This window comes from Paenibacillus harenae, assembly GCF_030812415.1.
In the GTDB taxonomy this organism is placed as follows: domain Bacteria; phylum Bacillota; class Bacilli; order Paenibacillales; family Paenibacillaceae; genus Pristimantibacillus; species Pristimantibacillus harenae_A.
Genome location: NZ_JAUSST010000006.1, coordinates 578,692 through 593,764, shown reverse-complemented (window position 1 = coordinate 593,764; position 15,073 = coordinate 578,692). Strand labels below are relative to the sequence as shown.

13 protein-coding genes are annotated in these 15,073 nt (G+C 50.4%); 5 read left to right on the top strand and 8 right to left on the bottom strand.

Annotated elements, in window-relative coordinates; all coding sequences use genetic code 11:
- Window positions 1–32 precede the first annotated feature (32 nt).
- Complete coding sequence (locus J2T14_RS23645) at window positions 33–1,811, bottom strand: glycerophosphodiester phosphodiesterase (protein WP_307474736.1); 1,779 nt, start codon at window positions 1,809–1,811, stop codon at window positions 33–35.
- A 358-nt stretch (window positions 1,812–2,169) separates the two neighbouring features.
- Between J2T14_RS23645 and J2T14_RS23640 the strand changes: the two genes are divergently transcribed.
- From J2T14_RS23640 to J2T14_RS23630, 3 genes are read left to right on the top strand one after another with little or no spacing between them, the layout of a single operon-like run.
- Window positions 2,170–2,967, top strand: coding sequence for an ABC transporter permease (locus tag J2T14_RS23640; RefSeq protein WP_307474734.1), 798 nt, complete (start codon window positions 2,170–2,172; stop codon window positions 2,965–2,967).
- A gap of 9 nt (window positions 2,968–2,976) precedes the next feature.
- On the top strand, window positions 2,977–3,795 hold the full coding sequence (locus J2T14_RS23635; RefSeq protein ID WP_307208088.1) for an ABC transporter permease: 819 nt from the start codon (window positions 2,977–2,979) through the stop codon (window positions 3,793–3,795).
- 15 nt (window positions 3,796–3,810) lie between these two features.
- Window positions 3,811–4,800 carry an ABC transporter ATP-binding protein gene (locus J2T14_RS23630; RefSeq protein WP_307474732.1) on the top strand — a complete coding sequence of 330 codons (990 nt, stop codon included), beginning with the start codon at window positions 3,811–3,813 and terminating at the stop codon, window positions 4,798–4,800.
- Between the two features lie 184 nt (window positions 4,801–4,984).
- On the opposite strand, the gene J2T14_RS23625 is transcribed toward J2T14_RS23630, so the two are convergent.
- Together J2T14_RS23625 and J2T14_RS23620 are read right to left on the bottom strand one after the other, a co-directional pair.
- A complete protein-coding gene (locus J2T14_RS23625; protein ID WP_307474731.1) occupies window positions 4,985–5,947 on the bottom strand; it encodes a D-2-hydroxyacid dehydrogenase in 963 nt (320 codons plus the stop codon).
- 34 nt (window positions 5,948–5,981) lie between these two features.
- Window positions 5,982–6,305 (bottom strand): antibiotic biosynthesis monooxygenase family protein, encoded by a 324-nt coding sequence (locus tag J2T14_RS23620; protein ID WP_307474729.1) that lies wholly within the window; start codon window positions 6,303–6,305, stop codon window positions 5,982–5,984.
- 236 nt (window positions 6,306–6,541) lie between these two features.
- Between J2T14_RS23620 and J2T14_RS23615 the strand changes: the two genes are divergently transcribed.
- Together J2T14_RS23615 and J2T14_RS23610 are read left to right on the top strand one after the other, a co-directional pair.
- Window positions 6,542–6,898 (top strand): helix-turn-helix domain-containing protein, encoded by a 357-nt coding sequence (locus J2T14_RS23615; protein WP_307208093.1) that lies wholly within the window; start codon window positions 6,542–6,544, stop codon window positions 6,896–6,898.
- A gap of 491 nt (window positions 6,899–7,389) precedes the next feature.
- Window positions 7,390–9,729, top strand: a complete 2,340-nt coding sequence (locus J2T14_RS23610; protein WP_307474727.1) for a golvesin C-terminal-like domain-containing protein — start codon at window positions 7,390–7,392, stop codon at window positions 9,727–9,729.
- A 98-nt stretch (window positions 9,730–9,827) separates the two neighbouring features.
- Here the strand turns inward: J2T14_RS23610 and J2T14_RS23605 are convergent, their stop codons facing one another.
- The 5 genes from J2T14_RS23605 to J2T14_RS23585 all read right to left on the bottom strand — a co-directional run bounded on the left by J2T14_RS23605 (window position 9,828) and on the right by J2T14_RS23585 (window position 15,071).
- Complete coding sequence (locus tag J2T14_RS23605) at window positions 9,828–11,903, bottom strand: hypothetical protein (protein WP_307474725.1); 2,076 nt, start codon at window positions 11,901–11,903, stop codon at window positions 9,828–9,830.
- Between the two features lie 125 nt (window positions 11,904–12,028).
- Window positions 12,029–12,346 (bottom strand): glycoside hydrolase family 130 protein, encoded by a 318-nt coding sequence (locus tag J2T14_RS23600; RefSeq protein WP_307474839.1) that lies wholly within the window; start codon window positions 12,344–12,346, stop codon window positions 12,029–12,031.
- The gene (locus J2T14_RS23595; protein ID WP_307474723.1) at window positions 12,289–13,248 is read right to left on the bottom strand and encodes a hypothetical protein; all 960 of its coding nucleotides are present in this window, start codon (window positions 13,246–13,248) and stop codon (window positions 12,289–12,291) included. The genes J2T14_RS23600 and J2T14_RS23595 overlap by 58 nt, the downstream gene beginning before the upstream one ends.
- 14 nt (window positions 13,249–13,262) lie before the next feature.
- A complete protein-coding gene (locus tag J2T14_RS23590; RefSeq protein WP_307474721.1) occupies window positions 13,263–14,138 on the bottom strand; it encodes a carbohydrate ABC transporter permease in 876 nt (291 codons plus the stop codon).
- A gap of 15 nt (window positions 14,139–14,153) precedes the next feature.
- Complete coding sequence (locus J2T14_RS23585; protein ID WP_307474719.1) at window positions 14,154–15,071, bottom strand: ABC transporter permease; 918 nt, start codon at window positions 15,069–15,071, stop codon at window positions 14,154–14,156.
- Window positions 15,072–15,073 lie beyond the last annotated feature (2 nt).

The window sequence follows — 15,073 nt, the reverse complement described above, 5'->3', positions numbered from 1 at the left end:
TGCGCGGAGATTTACGGTTCTTTCGCTGCGGATCATAAATTAAGTTCGACCATCGACTGGGCTCGAACCGGATAATCGGTTATGATGCCGTCGATCTGAAACTTCAGCACTTCCTTCATATTGCGCTGGCTGTTGACCGTCCATACCCATATTTCGCGACCTGCGGCATGGACCCGCTCGACGAGTTGCTCCGTCAGCATCACTTTCTCGATCGTATAGAAATCGACATCAAGGGCAGACAGATCGCCTAGCGCAAAATAAAGAATTTGTCCGATCTTAATCTCAGGCGCGATCGCCCGGATTTGCTGCAGCGTCTGGCTGTCGAACGACTGAATGTAGACATCCTCCTCCATACCGAAATATTGCACGAGACCTACGACGCTCCGCACCAGGTCGCCGCTCGGACCGTACGGCTTCAGATCGAGCAGCAGCTTGATTCGGCCTTGCGACTCTGAGAGTGCTTCGCTCAGCGTCGGAATAGGAATGGGATCGCCGTTCGCATCCCTCCCGATAACGATATCGCTAAGCTCTACGTAGGTGAGTTCCGATACGCGCTTCGTTACACCGGACACCCTTCTCAAATTATAATCATGATTCAGTACCGCTACTCCGTCCTTCGTCATCTGAACGTCGATCTCCACCGATTGGATGCCTTTCTCAATCGCGGATAGGATCGAAGGGAGTGAATTTTCCGGCGCGTTATCCGTATCCCCGCGATGGGCCGAGATGAGCACGCTCCACTTCGCATAGACGAGATTATCATTTGCCTTGAAGCCCAGGAACAACGCCAGACTTAAGTATACAGCGGCAATAGCTATATAAATCAGCCGAGTCCTCCGTCGCCCCTTGTCCCTCAAATAAGCAGAGATTCGCTCCTCCAACCTCCCCAGCCTGCTGCGGTATACGCGAACGCGATTCAGCGGCTTCACCCCTTTATTTCGCCCCAAATAATAGAAGAGCCGGGTCAGAAAGATCATATTGATCGGCAAGAGCAGCAACGTCAGCATATACGTCAGAATAGTGGACAGCGTTAGCGAATAATGGGCGGTAAATACTTTAAGCACATTAATATCGAGCCATGAAGGCAGCAATGAAAGGGTGTGGATCGATACGAAGCCGAAGCCGAAGATAGCTGCATTAAGCAGGAATAGCGAGAAGAAGAGCTGAAGCCTTCTCCCACGCGTCAATGCAAGACTGCTGCGGATCGCCTCCGTAATCGTCTTGCCCTCCAGCATCGTGAAGTGCAGCACGAATATCCAGCGCAGTACCGTATACAGTGCGGCGATCAACACGAGAATGTAAACGATCGTCATCGTCGTCGAAGCGGACATCACCTTGCTGCGCAGGAAGATCGGCACGTTGAACAGCGCGTAGAACGATGCGGACAGCGGCGAGTCGATGAACGGAATCAGAACAAGCAGGAATACGAGCAATTGCACGACACCGAAGCCGAGCAGGCGCGGCGTCTGGCGCAAGGTCGTGAAGAGCGCGTCCATTATGGTCACCTCTCTGCCGAAATACCGCTGCTGTACCATAATAATAAGCACGCATAATTCAATGAACAGCGCAAAGGAAGCGACAAGGCCAATCAGGATCAGTCCAAACACGCCTTCATAGCTGAGACCCAGCCGATACACCTCGCCGTTAAGCAGCGAGCCTGAGCCAATGACCGTCAGTACCCGGTTGAAAATAAACGTAATAACGGGAATGATGACGGCGCTCGTCAGCAGCATATATAAATATTCGAAAAGAAGCAGTTTCGGGTACGAGGCGCGAAAATCTCGAACGCTTTTGCCCAGCAGCCTCAGCATGGCTATTCATCCTATCTATTTAAGGGATGGTCGACGTACGAACGCCCACTATTTTAAATTATAACAAACGCATAAGCAGTATTCATTGCTCGGTAAGAGCGAGAAGAACGAAGAAGATGTTCCTTTTCGCGCAGTCTCAGTATAGCAATGTTCTCATCGCAGTCCAAGACACACAAAAAAGTAACCGCCTATTAAAGGAGGTTACTTAATTATTATTAGATCGAGGAGCTAGCCATGTTGCCGAGCTTATCCCTATCCCCATTGCTATAATCAAAATATACATAGCCTATTTCTTTTACATATATTAAGATATTATCGTTATATTTTTCGCTTATCACGCTGCATTCGGGGGGTTATTATGCTTCAAGCTTATTGGTACATAACGAAAATGAAGCTTCTTACCAATCTGACTTACCGCTTTGAAGTATTCACAGCCGTAGCCACCAACCTCATTCTTACGCTGGCATCCGTTTTCCTGTGGCAGACCGCCTATAAAGGCGGCTCCGGAGCCGTCGAAACGCTTACCCTGCAGGATGTCACGACTTACACCATTCTATCGATCACACTCTCGACGATCTTCGTTTGCGGCGTACAGGACACGATCTATTACAAAATAAGAGAAGGCCAGATCGTCACCGACTTTTACCGCCCGATTCCGCTTCTTGCCTGCTACCTCGCCGACGATATCGGCGATATGCTCAGTTCGCTCATGAACAAAGCGCTTCCGCTCATCATGTTCGCTTCCATCTTTTTCGGCATTCCTTGGCCCGCTTCCTTCCAAAGCTTCCTCCTCTTTCTCCCGAGCTGCCTGTTAAGCTATGCCATTCTGTGGCTGCTCAGCGCGCTCGTCGGACTGATCGCGTTCTGGGTCATGGAGCTCGGCAATATGGGGATGGTCAAAGACAGCATCGTTCGCGTATTATCCGGCAGCATCGTACCGCTATGGTTTTTTCCCGACAGCGTCCAGACCGTCTCGAAGTTTCTGCCCTTTCAATACACGTACCAGACACCGCTCGGCATCTATATCGGCAATACGAACGCGGGCGACGCCTTAACCGCTATGTCTGTTCAAGCCGCGTGGATCGTTATCCTCTTTCTTTTCCTTGCAGCCGGATGGGCGCGCACGAAGAAAAAAACATTAATTCAAGGAGGATGATGACCTGTTATGGTCTCCTCGATCAAGCACTATGTATCCGTCGCTTCCTGCTTCGCGCGCCTGGCCGTTCAGCGGCAGCTGGAGTACCCGCTTTTTCTATTCAGCTGGCTCCTTATGATCCCGATTCAATATTTCTCCGGCATTTGGATGCTCAAAATTATCGTCGATCGCTTCCAACCGCTGAACGGTTGGGATTTTCCCCAACTGACGTTCCTATACGGACTCGGACTGATCAGCCATGGCATCTTCGTCGTGTTCTTCATTAATACATGGAGTATCGACCATATGGTCATTAACGGCGGCTTCGACCGCCTGCTTCTGCGGCCCATGAATGTTTTTTTCCAGCTGATCGCCAGCTATGTGAACTTTATCGGTCTTATCGATTGCATACCGGGCATTATTATTTTTATCTATGGCTGCGAAATAGCCGGCTTCGAATGGTCGCTGGTCAACATCGGCAAGCTCATTCTTGTTCTGATCGGCGGTATTCTGATTCGAGCCGCCATGTTCACGGGCTTGGGCGCGATTGCTTTCTGGACGAAGCGGAACGGCTCCATGGTAAGCTTCGCCCTTACGATGCTGGAACGCGCAACGATGTATCCGCTCAGTATGTACCCTTATTTTCTGCAAGCGCTATTTACTTTCGTCATTCCGATCGGGTTCATCAGCTTCTACCCTGCAGCCGAGTTTCTCGGCACGGATAACGGCGGTCTCGAACTTCCGCTCAGCTTCGCGCTCTGGACGCCAGTTGCCGGATTGGTGTGTTTCTTGCTCGCGAGCGTTATTTTTAGATACGGCATGAAAAATTACGAGAGCGCAGGCTCATAGGGGGACATAACGAGCATGGAAGCGGTTATTGAAGTAAAGGATCTCGTGAAAGAATATATCATCGTGAAAAAAGAAAGCGGACTGCGCGGCTCGCTCAAAAGCCTGTTGTTTCCCAAAAAAACGAAATTCAACGGCGTAAACGGCATCAGCTTCTCCATTGCGCCCGGTGAAATTGTCGGCTACATCGGCCCTAACGGCGCAGGTAAAAGCACGACCATCAAGATGTTGACCGGTATTCTCCATCCAACCGCAGGATCGATTAAGGTATGCGGTATTTCCCCGCAAGCGGACCGAAAGGCGGTCGTCCGCAAGCTTGGCGTCGTGTTCGGGCAGCGTACGCAGCTGTATTGGGATTTACGGCTTGGCGAGTCGTTCGAGCTATTGCGGCGCATCTATCAGATCGACAAGGCGGCCTACGAGGAGAATCTCGCCGTGCTGACCGAAGTGCTTAAGCTTCATGATTTCATGAATACGCCCGTTCGCCAGCTTTCGCTTGGCCAGCGCATGCGCGGCGATATCGCGGCGGCGATGCTGCATTCTCCTTCCGTACTGTTTCTGGATGAGCCTACGATCGGGCTGGATGCCGATGCCAAACATGCGATCCGCAATTTTATTAAGGAAATTAATCGTACGCGAAAAGTGACGGTTATTCTAACCACGCATGATCTCGACGACGTCGAGCTGCTATGCAGCCGTATTATCGTCGTGAATAACGGGAAAATCGTCGAGGATGGTCCCATCGATTCGATCATTCATAAGTTAACGCCACACCGTATGCTCGTCGTAGAGCTTCAGGAGCCTTGCGACGATCTTTCCACCCCCAACGCCACCGTGATCAAGCAAGAAGGGCTCAAAATATGGTACCAGTTCGAAAAAGATCTCGTGTCCGCACCCGAACTGATCGCTGCGCTTTCGCAGAAGCTTCCTATCCAAGATATAAGCGTGAAAGAGCCAAACGTAGAAGACGCGATCCGGGAAGTGTATAAGACAACGGCGACGGTATAGTCGGGTATGCTTGTGCCTCTTTGACAGCCTCTTAGCTCAAAAGTTAGTGCAGGAATCCAACATAGCCTTCCAACCACGCTCCCATCGCGCGAAGTTGCTGCAGATATCCAATAGAGCTAACTCGTCGCACTACAATGAAGGAGGTGCCCCTAAGCCTATGGCTTTTGGACACCTCCTTCTTTCATCAGTACTTTTTGCTATAATCGACAAGGTTGCGCAAGCTGCCGGTCTCGCCTGATAAGTAAATCTTAATATTGTCCGCGAACAGCTTCACTAACCGCTCCGTGTTGCGAACGGTCATGCCGCCCGCATTATGCGGCGTAATAATGACGTTTGGCATCGACCAGAGCGGGTGGTCCGAGGGCAGCGGCTCCTGCTCGAACACATCAAGTCCAGCGCCGGCGATCTTGCCCTTTTTCAACGCCTCGATCAGATCTTCGGTCCGAACCGTCGCGCCTCGCCCCACATTGATAAAGTAAGCGCTGCGCTTCATGACGGCGAAACGTTCCGCGCCAAATACATGCTCGGTCTCGTTCGTGAGCGGCAAAATATTAACGATATAATCCGCTTCGCGAAGCGCATCATCGAGGCGGGTTGTATCGTAGACAACATCCGCCTCCGGCATGGCGCCGCCCGAGCGGCGTACGGCTAAGACGCGCATATCGAAAGCGCGTGCAATTCGGGCGACCTCGCGGCCAATCTCTCCGGCACCGACGATCGCAACCGTACCCCCGTTCATTTCCGCGAGCGTCGATGGGCTTTCCCATAAGCCCGTCTGCTGATTGCGAACGGCCGACGCAGTGCCCCTCGCCAGTCCGAGCATCATAGCGACCGCGGTCTCGGATACCGATCTGGCATGAACGCCGCTGGCATCGGTAAGCAATACGTTCCGATCCTCCAGCAGTGCAAGCGGCAAAGAGTCGATGCCCGACGACCAGCTCTGCACCCAGCGCAGCTTCGTGCCCTCCTGCAGAGCCTCCGTGTTCACCTTAGCATCCCAGCCGAAAATAATTTCCGCTTCCCGGTAATCGCGATCCTCGAAGCTTGTTAACGCGTTACCGAACTGTATCGATAACCCTGGCGCAGCGCTCCGCACCGCCTCCTGCTGCTCCGCCGTTAAATCAGGAAGGCAAAGGATTGATCTCATTTTCAAATTACCTCCTAAGTCATTGCACTCTCACTTATTCTAATCCGAACGAATACTCCTTCTCGACCTTGCAGATTCGTACCGTATAATTGTCATACCAGAACTGCTTGCCCTTATCCTGGGCTACTCGATGGGCCTCATTATTCTTCCAGTTGCCAATTGGCTCAAGGCTCTCCCAATAAGAAACGGTAATACCGACTCCGGCTGCATCCCTTGCGCTTTCGATTCCAATGAAACCCGGTTGCTTGCCCGCAAGCTCCTCCATACGGTCTGCCATATGGCCGTAGCCTTGATCGCCTCCTGTACGCTTGCTCGTAAAAATGACTGCGTAATAAGATCCATCCGGCTTATGCTCCATAACGGCCGCTCTCCTTCTGTCTTCTTCTTCTGTCTAATGCTGATTATAACACTTTAAAGGAATTTGTTTACACTTGGGCAATAAGTATCGGACAAGCTTCGTTTCCATTAAAACAAAATTAACGCCGTTTCCATGGCACCGTTATTTTCAGCTGGTCGGCTTTACGGAATCTATAGAAAGACGGGCAAAAGATTGATATACTGTTTTTGCATGCGTAAATAGATGGGGGCATAAATATGTTTGCGAAGCGACTGAAGCAGATGCGGAAGAAGAGGAAATTGACCATGCAGGAAGTGGCCGATTATGTTGGCGTTGCCAAAAGCACCTATGCCGGCTATGAGTCGGGATACCGTCAGCCGACGATCGAGTCCATACAAACGATATCACGAAAATTGCGTACGTCGGCTGATTATTTAATAGGTCTTACGGATTACTCCGAACTGCCGGCGGAGGTTAACCATAATGCAAAAGAATACTTAAACGTTGAGCAGCTTCATTGGGACGGCGTCCCTCTGGAGAAGGACGATCTCGATCTGATTCGCAATCTGCTCGACCGCGTGCTTCGCGACCGGGCTTTGACCAAAGAAGAATAAACCCCGGGGAATATTATATAATGATGCAAACGCTGCAAATATCAAACAGGTCAGTTAATGGTCAATCACGCCATTAACTGACCTGTTTTTATATGCAGGACAGCTACACCCGCCGCTGTACCCCAATAACCGCGATTCAGCAGTCTCTCCTCATTTTATACAAAAAAGCCCTCCATTCTACGATTCGCCGGCAAGTTTCGAAAGCGCCATTCGGAATGAGAAATCCTCTATCGAGACCTATTCAGGATGATCGACCGCGTTTAGAGGTAGGATTTATCGCCAAATAGAATTTCGGTTTTCGAATGCTCGAAAACTTATCCATTCTATTGTGGTAACAAATTACCCATGATGTGAATATAATTGTCGCGATGTATCGAATTGGCAAGTTTTTGTATCCGCTTTCATATCTTCTACTAGGGGATTTACCTTTGCTGCGTTCCGGAGATGTCGTTCTATCGGATGGTCATCTGCAAATAAGGAGGAATAATGGCATGAACAAATGGTTGAAACTCGTCGCCTTGGCCGTTATGCTGCTTGCGTACGATTCTTTTTACAACTTTTGGCCGGCTCGTGCCGAGTCGGGATTCTCACACTATATTACGCGCAGCGGAGATACGTTGATGGAGGGAACACTCGCGTTTCGTTTTATCGGAACCAACCAGCCTTTACTGAATAGAGCATGGACGGATCCGTCTGAAATCGAGGATGCAATTCGCGCGGCAAGCAGCTCAGGGATTAATGTCATCCGCTTATATCCGTTTGAAGTGTCAATGGGCAGCGATCCCGCAGGAACTTTTCGTCATGTGATGGGGCCTAATGAATATAATGAAAGCGCATTCAAGTTGCTGGATAAAATTATACAACTGGCAAACCATTACGATGTTCGGCTAATCGTGCCTTTCGTCGATAAGTATAACTACATCGGAGGGATTGCCGATTGGTCGGCTTTCCGCGGGAAAACGGCGAATGATTTTTGGAGCGATCCGACCATAAAGCAGGACTTCAAAAATTTCATTAAATTTGTGGTTCAGCGGACCAATACGTATACGGGCGTTCCGTACAATAACGATAAAGCCATTCTGGCCTGGCAGCTGGGGAACGAACTTCCCTCCACGGATAGCTGGATAAGCGAGATGGCCGCGTATGTAAAGAGCCTCGATTCCAACCATCTTGTAGCCGATGGAGGATATGTCCGCGCACAGGGAATAAGGACCAATGCACTTAATGACAGCCATATTGATATTATCGTTCCGCACATTTACAGATATCACAATGTCGACATGGTTACAAAGCTCAATGAGTGGAGAAATAGCACCAAAGGAAAAAAAGCGCTGATCATTGGCGAATTCGGCGACTTTTCCCCGGCGGATACGGAACAGCTGCTCGACATCGTTCAGAACAATGGAACATCGGGTGCCATGTTCTGGGGCAGCATGCATCATCACAAGATGGGCGGATGGCATTGGCCTCCGGTTGGGGCGTGGTCCTATTTGCGCTATCCCGGATTCGCAACCGGCGATTGGGCGAACGAAAAGGCCGCCATCGATCTGCTGCGCAAGTATGCCTACTCGATGAAAGGCCTGGTCGTACCTCCTTGGCCGACACCCGATGCGCCTGTTATGTTCCCTGTCGATTCCGTTCATACCCTCTCCTGGATGGGTGTCTCGGGGGCAAGCACTTATGACGTTGAACGTTCGACAAGTTCTTCCGGTCCATGGACAGCAGTAGGCAGCGATGTGACGGATGATATTACCGCACCGCGCCATCATACGTTTACCGTGCCGATCTTCGACGATGCATCTGCTCAGGACGGCACAAGCTACTACTATAGAGTGAAAGCGAAAAACGTGCACGGTTCCTATTCTCCGTATTCCAACATCATCGGTCCGATTAAGGCGAAAAGCGGGGTCATTGTCGATAAAGACAGCAGCGGCTACGCTGAGACGGGCACATGGGGGACTAGTACGCTGGGCGGCAGTTACGGCGGCAGCTCCCGTTACAGCAGTACCATTGGAAGTACGGCTACGTGGAGGCCGAACTTCGCGACGCCTGGATACTACAATGTGTATGTCCGATATCCTTACCATCAGGGTTCAACGAAGTATGCTCAATATTCGGTCTATCACAATGGGATAACGAACACTGTAACCATCGATCAGACGAATATAGCGGGCGGTCAGTGGCGCCTGATCGATACGGTATATTTCGCTGGCGGACCGGAAGAATATGTGAAGCTCGCGGCCGTTGGAGGCGGATCCAACAGAGCCGATGCGGTCATGTTTGAACCGCATAACTTTGGCGACAGCTTTCAAAACAATAGTTCCGGCAGCTGGACCCCTCTGAGCGGCAGCTGGTCTTTATCCAATGATGTCAGTCACGACAGCATTCCCCTAGTCAATAAAGTGTTGAAACAATCGGGCACAGGCATTGCCGAAACCGTTATCAATTCGACCTATTCCAACGCCACCGTAACCGTAGCCTTAAAAGCGTATGACAATCATATGGCCAACGCTTCTACCGGCTTAATCGCCCGGGCAAATTCAGATTTCTCCAACATGTACACCCTGCGCATCAATTATGATCTGAATAAAGTCCAACTGTACAAGAAACTGGGCAATAGTTGGACCAAGATCGGGGAAGCGAGTATGATAGCCACTCCAGGCACTTGGTATCTGCTTAAGCTGGTGATGGAAGGAAGCTCATTGCAAGCCTATGTGGACGGCGTGAAAAAAATCAGCGTTAACGACTCCAGCTTGAAAAACGGGTACATCGGTTTGCGGACGTACGATCAGACGGCTGTTTTCGATAACATCCTTGTTTCGTCGGACTGATCTTATAACAGCCTGCCAGCAGAATAAGCTGCCGTCGCCGGCAGCTTTATTATTTTCAACCCTTATTTCTATATAAGTGCTTTGCGCCGTTTCCGGTTTTAGCCACCGTTCGCATGGATCGTTTCCAGCCCTTTATTGACGGTCTTCATGATATTGACCATATCCGTGTAGGGCTGATCCTGCTGATTTACCAAGCCTGTATTGAAATTCTCGTTGTCTCTGCGTCCGGTAACCGCTTGATCAAAGTACGCGAACCAGCCCGATCCGACAAATAGCGGATGTGCCGTTTGGCTTTCGATGAAAGCTTTGAAGGCCATGCCTCTGTCCGCTATGCTGGCTGTAGCCGCATTGATGGGCGATAACCCGCGCTCGCTAGTGCTAAATGTATATTCCAGATTCAACAGCGGTTTTCCGAAAGCTTCATATCTGGAAAGCCAGCCTGCATCTTTCGCATAATTATCTACGGAAAAAGCATCCACAAATTCCATGGCTGCCGAATCCCAATCCAGACTGGTCCGCCAGGTGGGAACGATAGAAGAACCTAAGAACAAATGGTTCGCGTCATATTTTTCGATAATATTCCGGATCGTCTGGAAGTACGTTTTGGAAGCCAGCTTGATATAGTCCGATACATCCGCAGCCGGAACGCTCGCGACCGCGATCGACGTATTCTTTAATGCGTCAAATGATTCGGCGCCCGTGCCAAGAATCTGGTTGACGGCGGCAATGTCATTGTTATATCTTGGCGCAAGAAAATCCACAAAGGCGCCCTTCGCCGCAGAGGTCGAATCATACGTCAATATTTCTTTTACAATATCGGCCGTCCATCCGGCCTCGTTATCGTAAGTGTAGCCGATCAGCCACCGGTCATTCCTCGCCTGTTGAAGCCGTGCGCTCAAGGCGCTGTCGATAATGGATTCAGCCTGCGGATCGAACACATCGTACGTCCATTGAATCCTTTTCAAATTTAACGGATCTTGCAGAACCTCTATATAGGGAAACGTCACATTATTAGGCCTGGTCCACTTGCTAAAGGCGTTAAAGCCCCAATCGATCAACCGCTTCTTGGTGATTTCCTCCCACTTCGATTCATAGTTGCTGCCGTATTTTTTCATGACGTTGGCGACGACGAAGCTGACTCTTTCGCCATTTGTGTCATTGGCGTAAGCGGGAGCATAGACGCTAGGATCGGGAAGCTCCTCGAACACATTCCGGGGAGTGCCGTCCGTTTTATTAAACGGCGTTCCGTATCCCCACTCCCATATGCTTGTCGCATCCACGCCCTTTAAAATGAATTTATAGCCGTCCGGCGTAATAAACCACCATTTATTATCGATTTGTTCAAGTCGGAAAAATCCGGTGCTTTCGTACTGTCCCCCGCTTTTAATCCCACCGTACTGATCATATTTATTTCGGTCCAGCGAAACTTTCTCCAGCGCTTTCGCCTCATTCGCATATTCCTGCCGTAATTGTGCGTCGGTTGCAACCTTTCCCGTCCACGTTTCATAAATCCACTGTCCGTATTTATCCGCCATCATAGCGTCTTTCTTAAGCTCAGCCTGCATCTGCTCTACGGTAAAAGCAGCAGCCGGATTCTGCCCTTCATCGCCTGTGCCTTTATAGATTTGCACTTCCGTAAGCGGGATATGCTGATAGGCGTGCGACCGCTTCATATCGATGACAATAAACCTGGCCGTCTTGTTGTTCATCGGGATGTTTACCGAATAGTTCAAGGCGGTTCCTGATTTTGCATGCTTTCCGGCAATATAGTAATAATCCGTTGTAGCCTCGGAGCGGTATTTGACCGTAAATTCCTTAAATCCCCAATAGCTGTTAGGCGAATTCAATACGATGTTTATGCTGTCCAGCGGGTAGTCCTTCAGCAGGTCAAACACCACCTGCACCGTCCCTTTGGCGGTCGCGCTTCCCATCCATCCGGCATAGGTCGTCGTTAAGGCGTCAAGAAGTACGCCGTCCTCCGATGATACCAAGCCGGTTGCCCCTTTGTCGGGAGAACTGCCTGCATTCGGGGCAGGGCTGTAGTAATAGTTTCCGGTTCTAAGCAGCGTACCTCCCGCGAGAGCTCCTCCGGCAGGGATGAACGACGACACCAGCAGGATGACTAGAAAAAGTCTAAAAGCATCACCTCGATACCATCTATACCATTTCCTCATAACTAACCTCCACCATAATAGTCTCGACATTGTTGAAACGGTTAATCAATCCTGTAAAGCGCTTACATATAAATCACCTCCCCGCCGTATTAGAGTAACCGCGAGAACCGTGTTTAACACCTCCGTCACTCCACCTTCCGGCCTTCTGCGTCAAATTGCTTAATATACTCCACCAGCTCGGCAAAATTCACCCAAGAAATGCCTGCCTTCTGATCGGCTGCTCCATAAGACATAATCAGATCGTCTCCTATAACTATTCCTCCCGTTGTAAATAAGCAAGGCGTTGGATAATCGCTCGGCATCTCCCATTCCTGGCTGGCATACATCAATCGCTCGGAGCATCGATGCGCCACAACAGGGAAATCGTTATCCTGCTCGCGCAAAATCATGAAGGATTGCGTATATCCGAAGCTGGCATCTTTTTTGCCATGATAAGAAACCAGCCATTCGCCAGCCGAAATTCGGAGCGGCGCCCAGCTTGCCCCGATCCGATCCTCTTCCCAGTCGAATATACACGTCGCCAGCAGACGGTGGATTGCCTGCCGCAAGCGAAATCCTCCAGCTTTTCCGCCGCAGCGAGATAGATCGACGGTTTCTTTGCCCTGGCTCCTTGAGGGAATAAGGCAGACGTCATCGGGCGATGCAGCATCACATATTGCAGCTTCCCGCCAATCAGCATCTTGTTCGGGAACAGGAAGGCGTCGCGGTTATCGCTGACGTAGCCCTCCGTCAACGGGCATACATAGGCAAAGGCTTCCTCATAGCATCCCGATTTCAACTTATCCAAGTCCAGCTTATACAGCACGGTTACGGTCGGGTTGGAGCAGGCGGTCACGCGGAAAGGATCATCCCCCTCATGCACCCATTCCGGCACATAGTCGTTGCGCGTATCCACAGGCGGCTCCCGATCAATAAGCCAATACGGGCCGGGCGGAAACAGTCGGCATGCCGCGGACAGATAAAGCTCATCTTCTACCGGAAAAATTCGCGGATCTTCGATGCATCCGTTCGAATAATCGCGTACGCGGTTGCCGTGTATATCCGTAATATAAATGTCTTCATACCGCTCATTCAGGGCTGGGGCAATGGCCGGCCGGGAGAAATCGGCAGTCCACGTTCTCCCAAGGTCGCTGCTCGCCGCATAACCGAGAAAGATCGGATACGGGTCATGCTTGCCTTTCTTTCGCTTCCGGGACCATGGGCCCGTCGCCCGGAAGAGCATATGCAGCCGTTCGGAAGCCGGGTCCTTGACAATAGCCGGGTTCAACACCATTTTGCTTGCCCACTCGCAGCCCGGAACCGGCTCCAGCACCGGCTCCGGGGAATACCGGAAATGAGGCTTCATCCATCCGTTCCCCCCTATCCCTTAATGGCTCCGATCGTCATCCCCTTGATAAAATAGCGCTGCAGAAACGGATATAGGAAAATAATCGGCCCAATCGTAATAACTACCGTCGAAAGCTGAACGCCTGTCGCCGAAACGGGAATATTGATATTCGCATTCAAATAATCCAGATTCTCCGAATTGGAAACGATTCTTCGCAGCATCATCTGCAGCGGATGATTGTGCGGATCGTCAATAAACATCAGCGCGTTAAACCAGTCGTTCCAATAAGAAAGCGCGTAGAACAGGGCGATCGTCGCGATAACCGGCATGGAAATCGGCCAGATGATCCGGAAGAAGATATACATTTCATGCGCACCGTCCACGGTTGCCGCCTCATTCAATTCAAAGGGAAGCGTGCGGAAATACGATGTCATCAAGAAGGCGTTGAAGGCCGAGAACAAAAGCGGCAGCAGCAGCGCGAGCAATGAATCCCGCAGGTTCAGCCAGTTGGAAATAAGCAAATAATAGCCGACCAGACCGGGCGGAAACAGCATCGTGAAATAAATGTAGAAGGAAAGGACATACCGGTACTTCACCTTCGGATGGGCCGCTACATAGGAGAACATGGAAGTCATTAGCACGGCTGCGACGGTGCCTGCCGCCGTAATAAAAATGGAAACGAAACTGCTGTAGTACACCTGGCTGCCCTGGAATAAGAAACGGTAGGAATCAAACGTAAATTCCGTCGGGAACATTCGAAAGCCTTTGACAATCTGACTCTCCGCCGTGAACGACCCGATATACATAAGCCAGAAGGGAATAAAGCATATCAGAGCGAACGAGCCGATGCATAGATAAGCCGCTGCGGACACGGCGAGCTGCGAAGTATCCCGCTGTGCCATTTTCATGCAATCACTCCCTTTCTAGAACAGCTTCGAATCGTTATCGACCCGGCGGACAACCCAATTGAAGAACAGAATGGTGATGAGTCCCATAACCGACTGGAACAAGGCGACTGCCGCGGCATTGCTGTAACTGTTCATATTCGTGGACCTCAAGGATCGATACGTATACGTATCGATCACATCCGTAGAATCGAAGAGCAGCGAATTGTCTCCGATGATGCCGTAAATTAAGCCGAAATCGCCGTAAAAGATGCGTCCCAGCGAGAGAAGCGTCAGCACGATAATGGTCGGCCTCAGCAGCGGCAGCGTAATATACCAAATCTGCTGCCACCGCTTGGCGCCGTCGATTTTAGCGCTTTCATAATATTCCTCGGAGAAACCCGTCAAGGTTGCAAGATAAATAATCGATCCCCACCCTGCTCCCTTCCATACGAATATGATCGTGAGCAGCCAAGGCCAAACTTCCGGCGTTTGAAACCAGGAAATCATCTGAAAACCGAATTCCTTCAGCAAGCGATTAATCATGCCGTCCTGCCCGTTAAAGAAATTCACGACCATCAGATTAACGACGATAATGGAAATAAAATGCGGCAGAATGACAAGCGATTGCGTCACCTTTTTGATAAAGGAATGATGGATTTCATTCAGCAGCAGCGCAATGCATAAGGAGCATACGGTACCCGAAACAATGAACAGAAGATTCAAGTAAATCGTATTCAACGTAACCCCCAGCCAATCCGGACCGGTGAAAAAAAACGTCAGATTGTCGAGGCCCGCCCATTCGCTCCCCCATAGCCCCTTTGCCGGCATAAACTGCTTGAAGGCCAATATATGAGCGGACATCGGCAAATAAGAAAAAATAAAAACATACACAATAACGGGAATCGACATCGCATATAGCCATTTGTTCTTCCTCAGCTCCTGCAGAATCCCCATGG

What these genes read in the sequence shown, in the direction of transcription:
- J2T14_RS23645 (WP_307474736.1), bottom strand. Translation starts at nt 1,811, where the DNA reads ATGCTGAGGCTGCTGGGCAAAAGCGTTCGAGATTTTCGCGCCTCGTAC.
- J2T14_RS23640 (WP_307474734.1), top strand. Translation starts at nt 2,170, where the DNA reads ATGCTTCAAGCTTATTGGTACATAACGAAAATGAAGCTTCTTACCAAT.
- J2T14_RS23635 (WP_307208088.1), top strand. Translation starts at nt 2,977, where the DNA reads ATGGTCTCCTCGATCAAGCACTATGTATCCGTCGCTTCCTGCTTCGCG.
- J2T14_RS23630 (WP_307474732.1), top strand. Translation starts at nt 3,811, where the DNA reads ATGGAAGCGGTTATTGAAGTAAAGGATCTCGTGAAAGAATATATCATC.
- J2T14_RS23625 (WP_307474731.1), bottom strand. Translation starts at nt 5,947, where the DNA reads ATGAGATCAATCCTTTGCCTTCCTGATTTAACGGCGGAGCAGCAGGAG.
- J2T14_RS23620 (WP_307474729.1), bottom strand. Translation starts at nt 6,305, where the DNA reads ATGGAGCATAAGCCGGATGGATCTTATTACGCAGTCATTTTTACGAGC.
- J2T14_RS23615 (WP_307208093.1), top strand. Translation starts at nt 6,542, where the DNA reads ATGTTTGCGAAGCGACTGAAGCAGATGCGGAAGAAGAGGAAATTGACC.
- J2T14_RS23610 (WP_307474727.1), top strand. Translation starts at nt 7,390, where the DNA reads ATGAACAAATGGTTGAAACTCGTCGCCTTGGCCGTTATGCTGCTTGCG.
- J2T14_RS23605 (WP_307474725.1), bottom strand. Translation starts at nt 11,903, where the DNA reads ATGAGGAAATGGTATAGATGGTATCGAGGTGATGCTTTTAGACTTTTT.
- J2T14_RS23595 (WP_307474723.1), bottom strand. Translation starts at nt 13,248, where the DNA reads ATGAAGCCTCATTTCCGGTATTCCCCGGAGCCGGTGCTGGAGCCGGTT.
- J2T14_RS23590 (WP_307474721.1), bottom strand. Translation starts at nt 14,138, where the DNA reads ATGAAAATGGCACAGCGGGATACTTCGCAGCTCGCCGTGTCCGCAGCG.
- J2T14_RS23585 (WP_307474719.1), bottom strand. Translation starts at nt 15,071, where the DNA reads ATGGGGATTCTGCAGGAGCTGAGGAAGAACAAATGGCTATATGCGATG.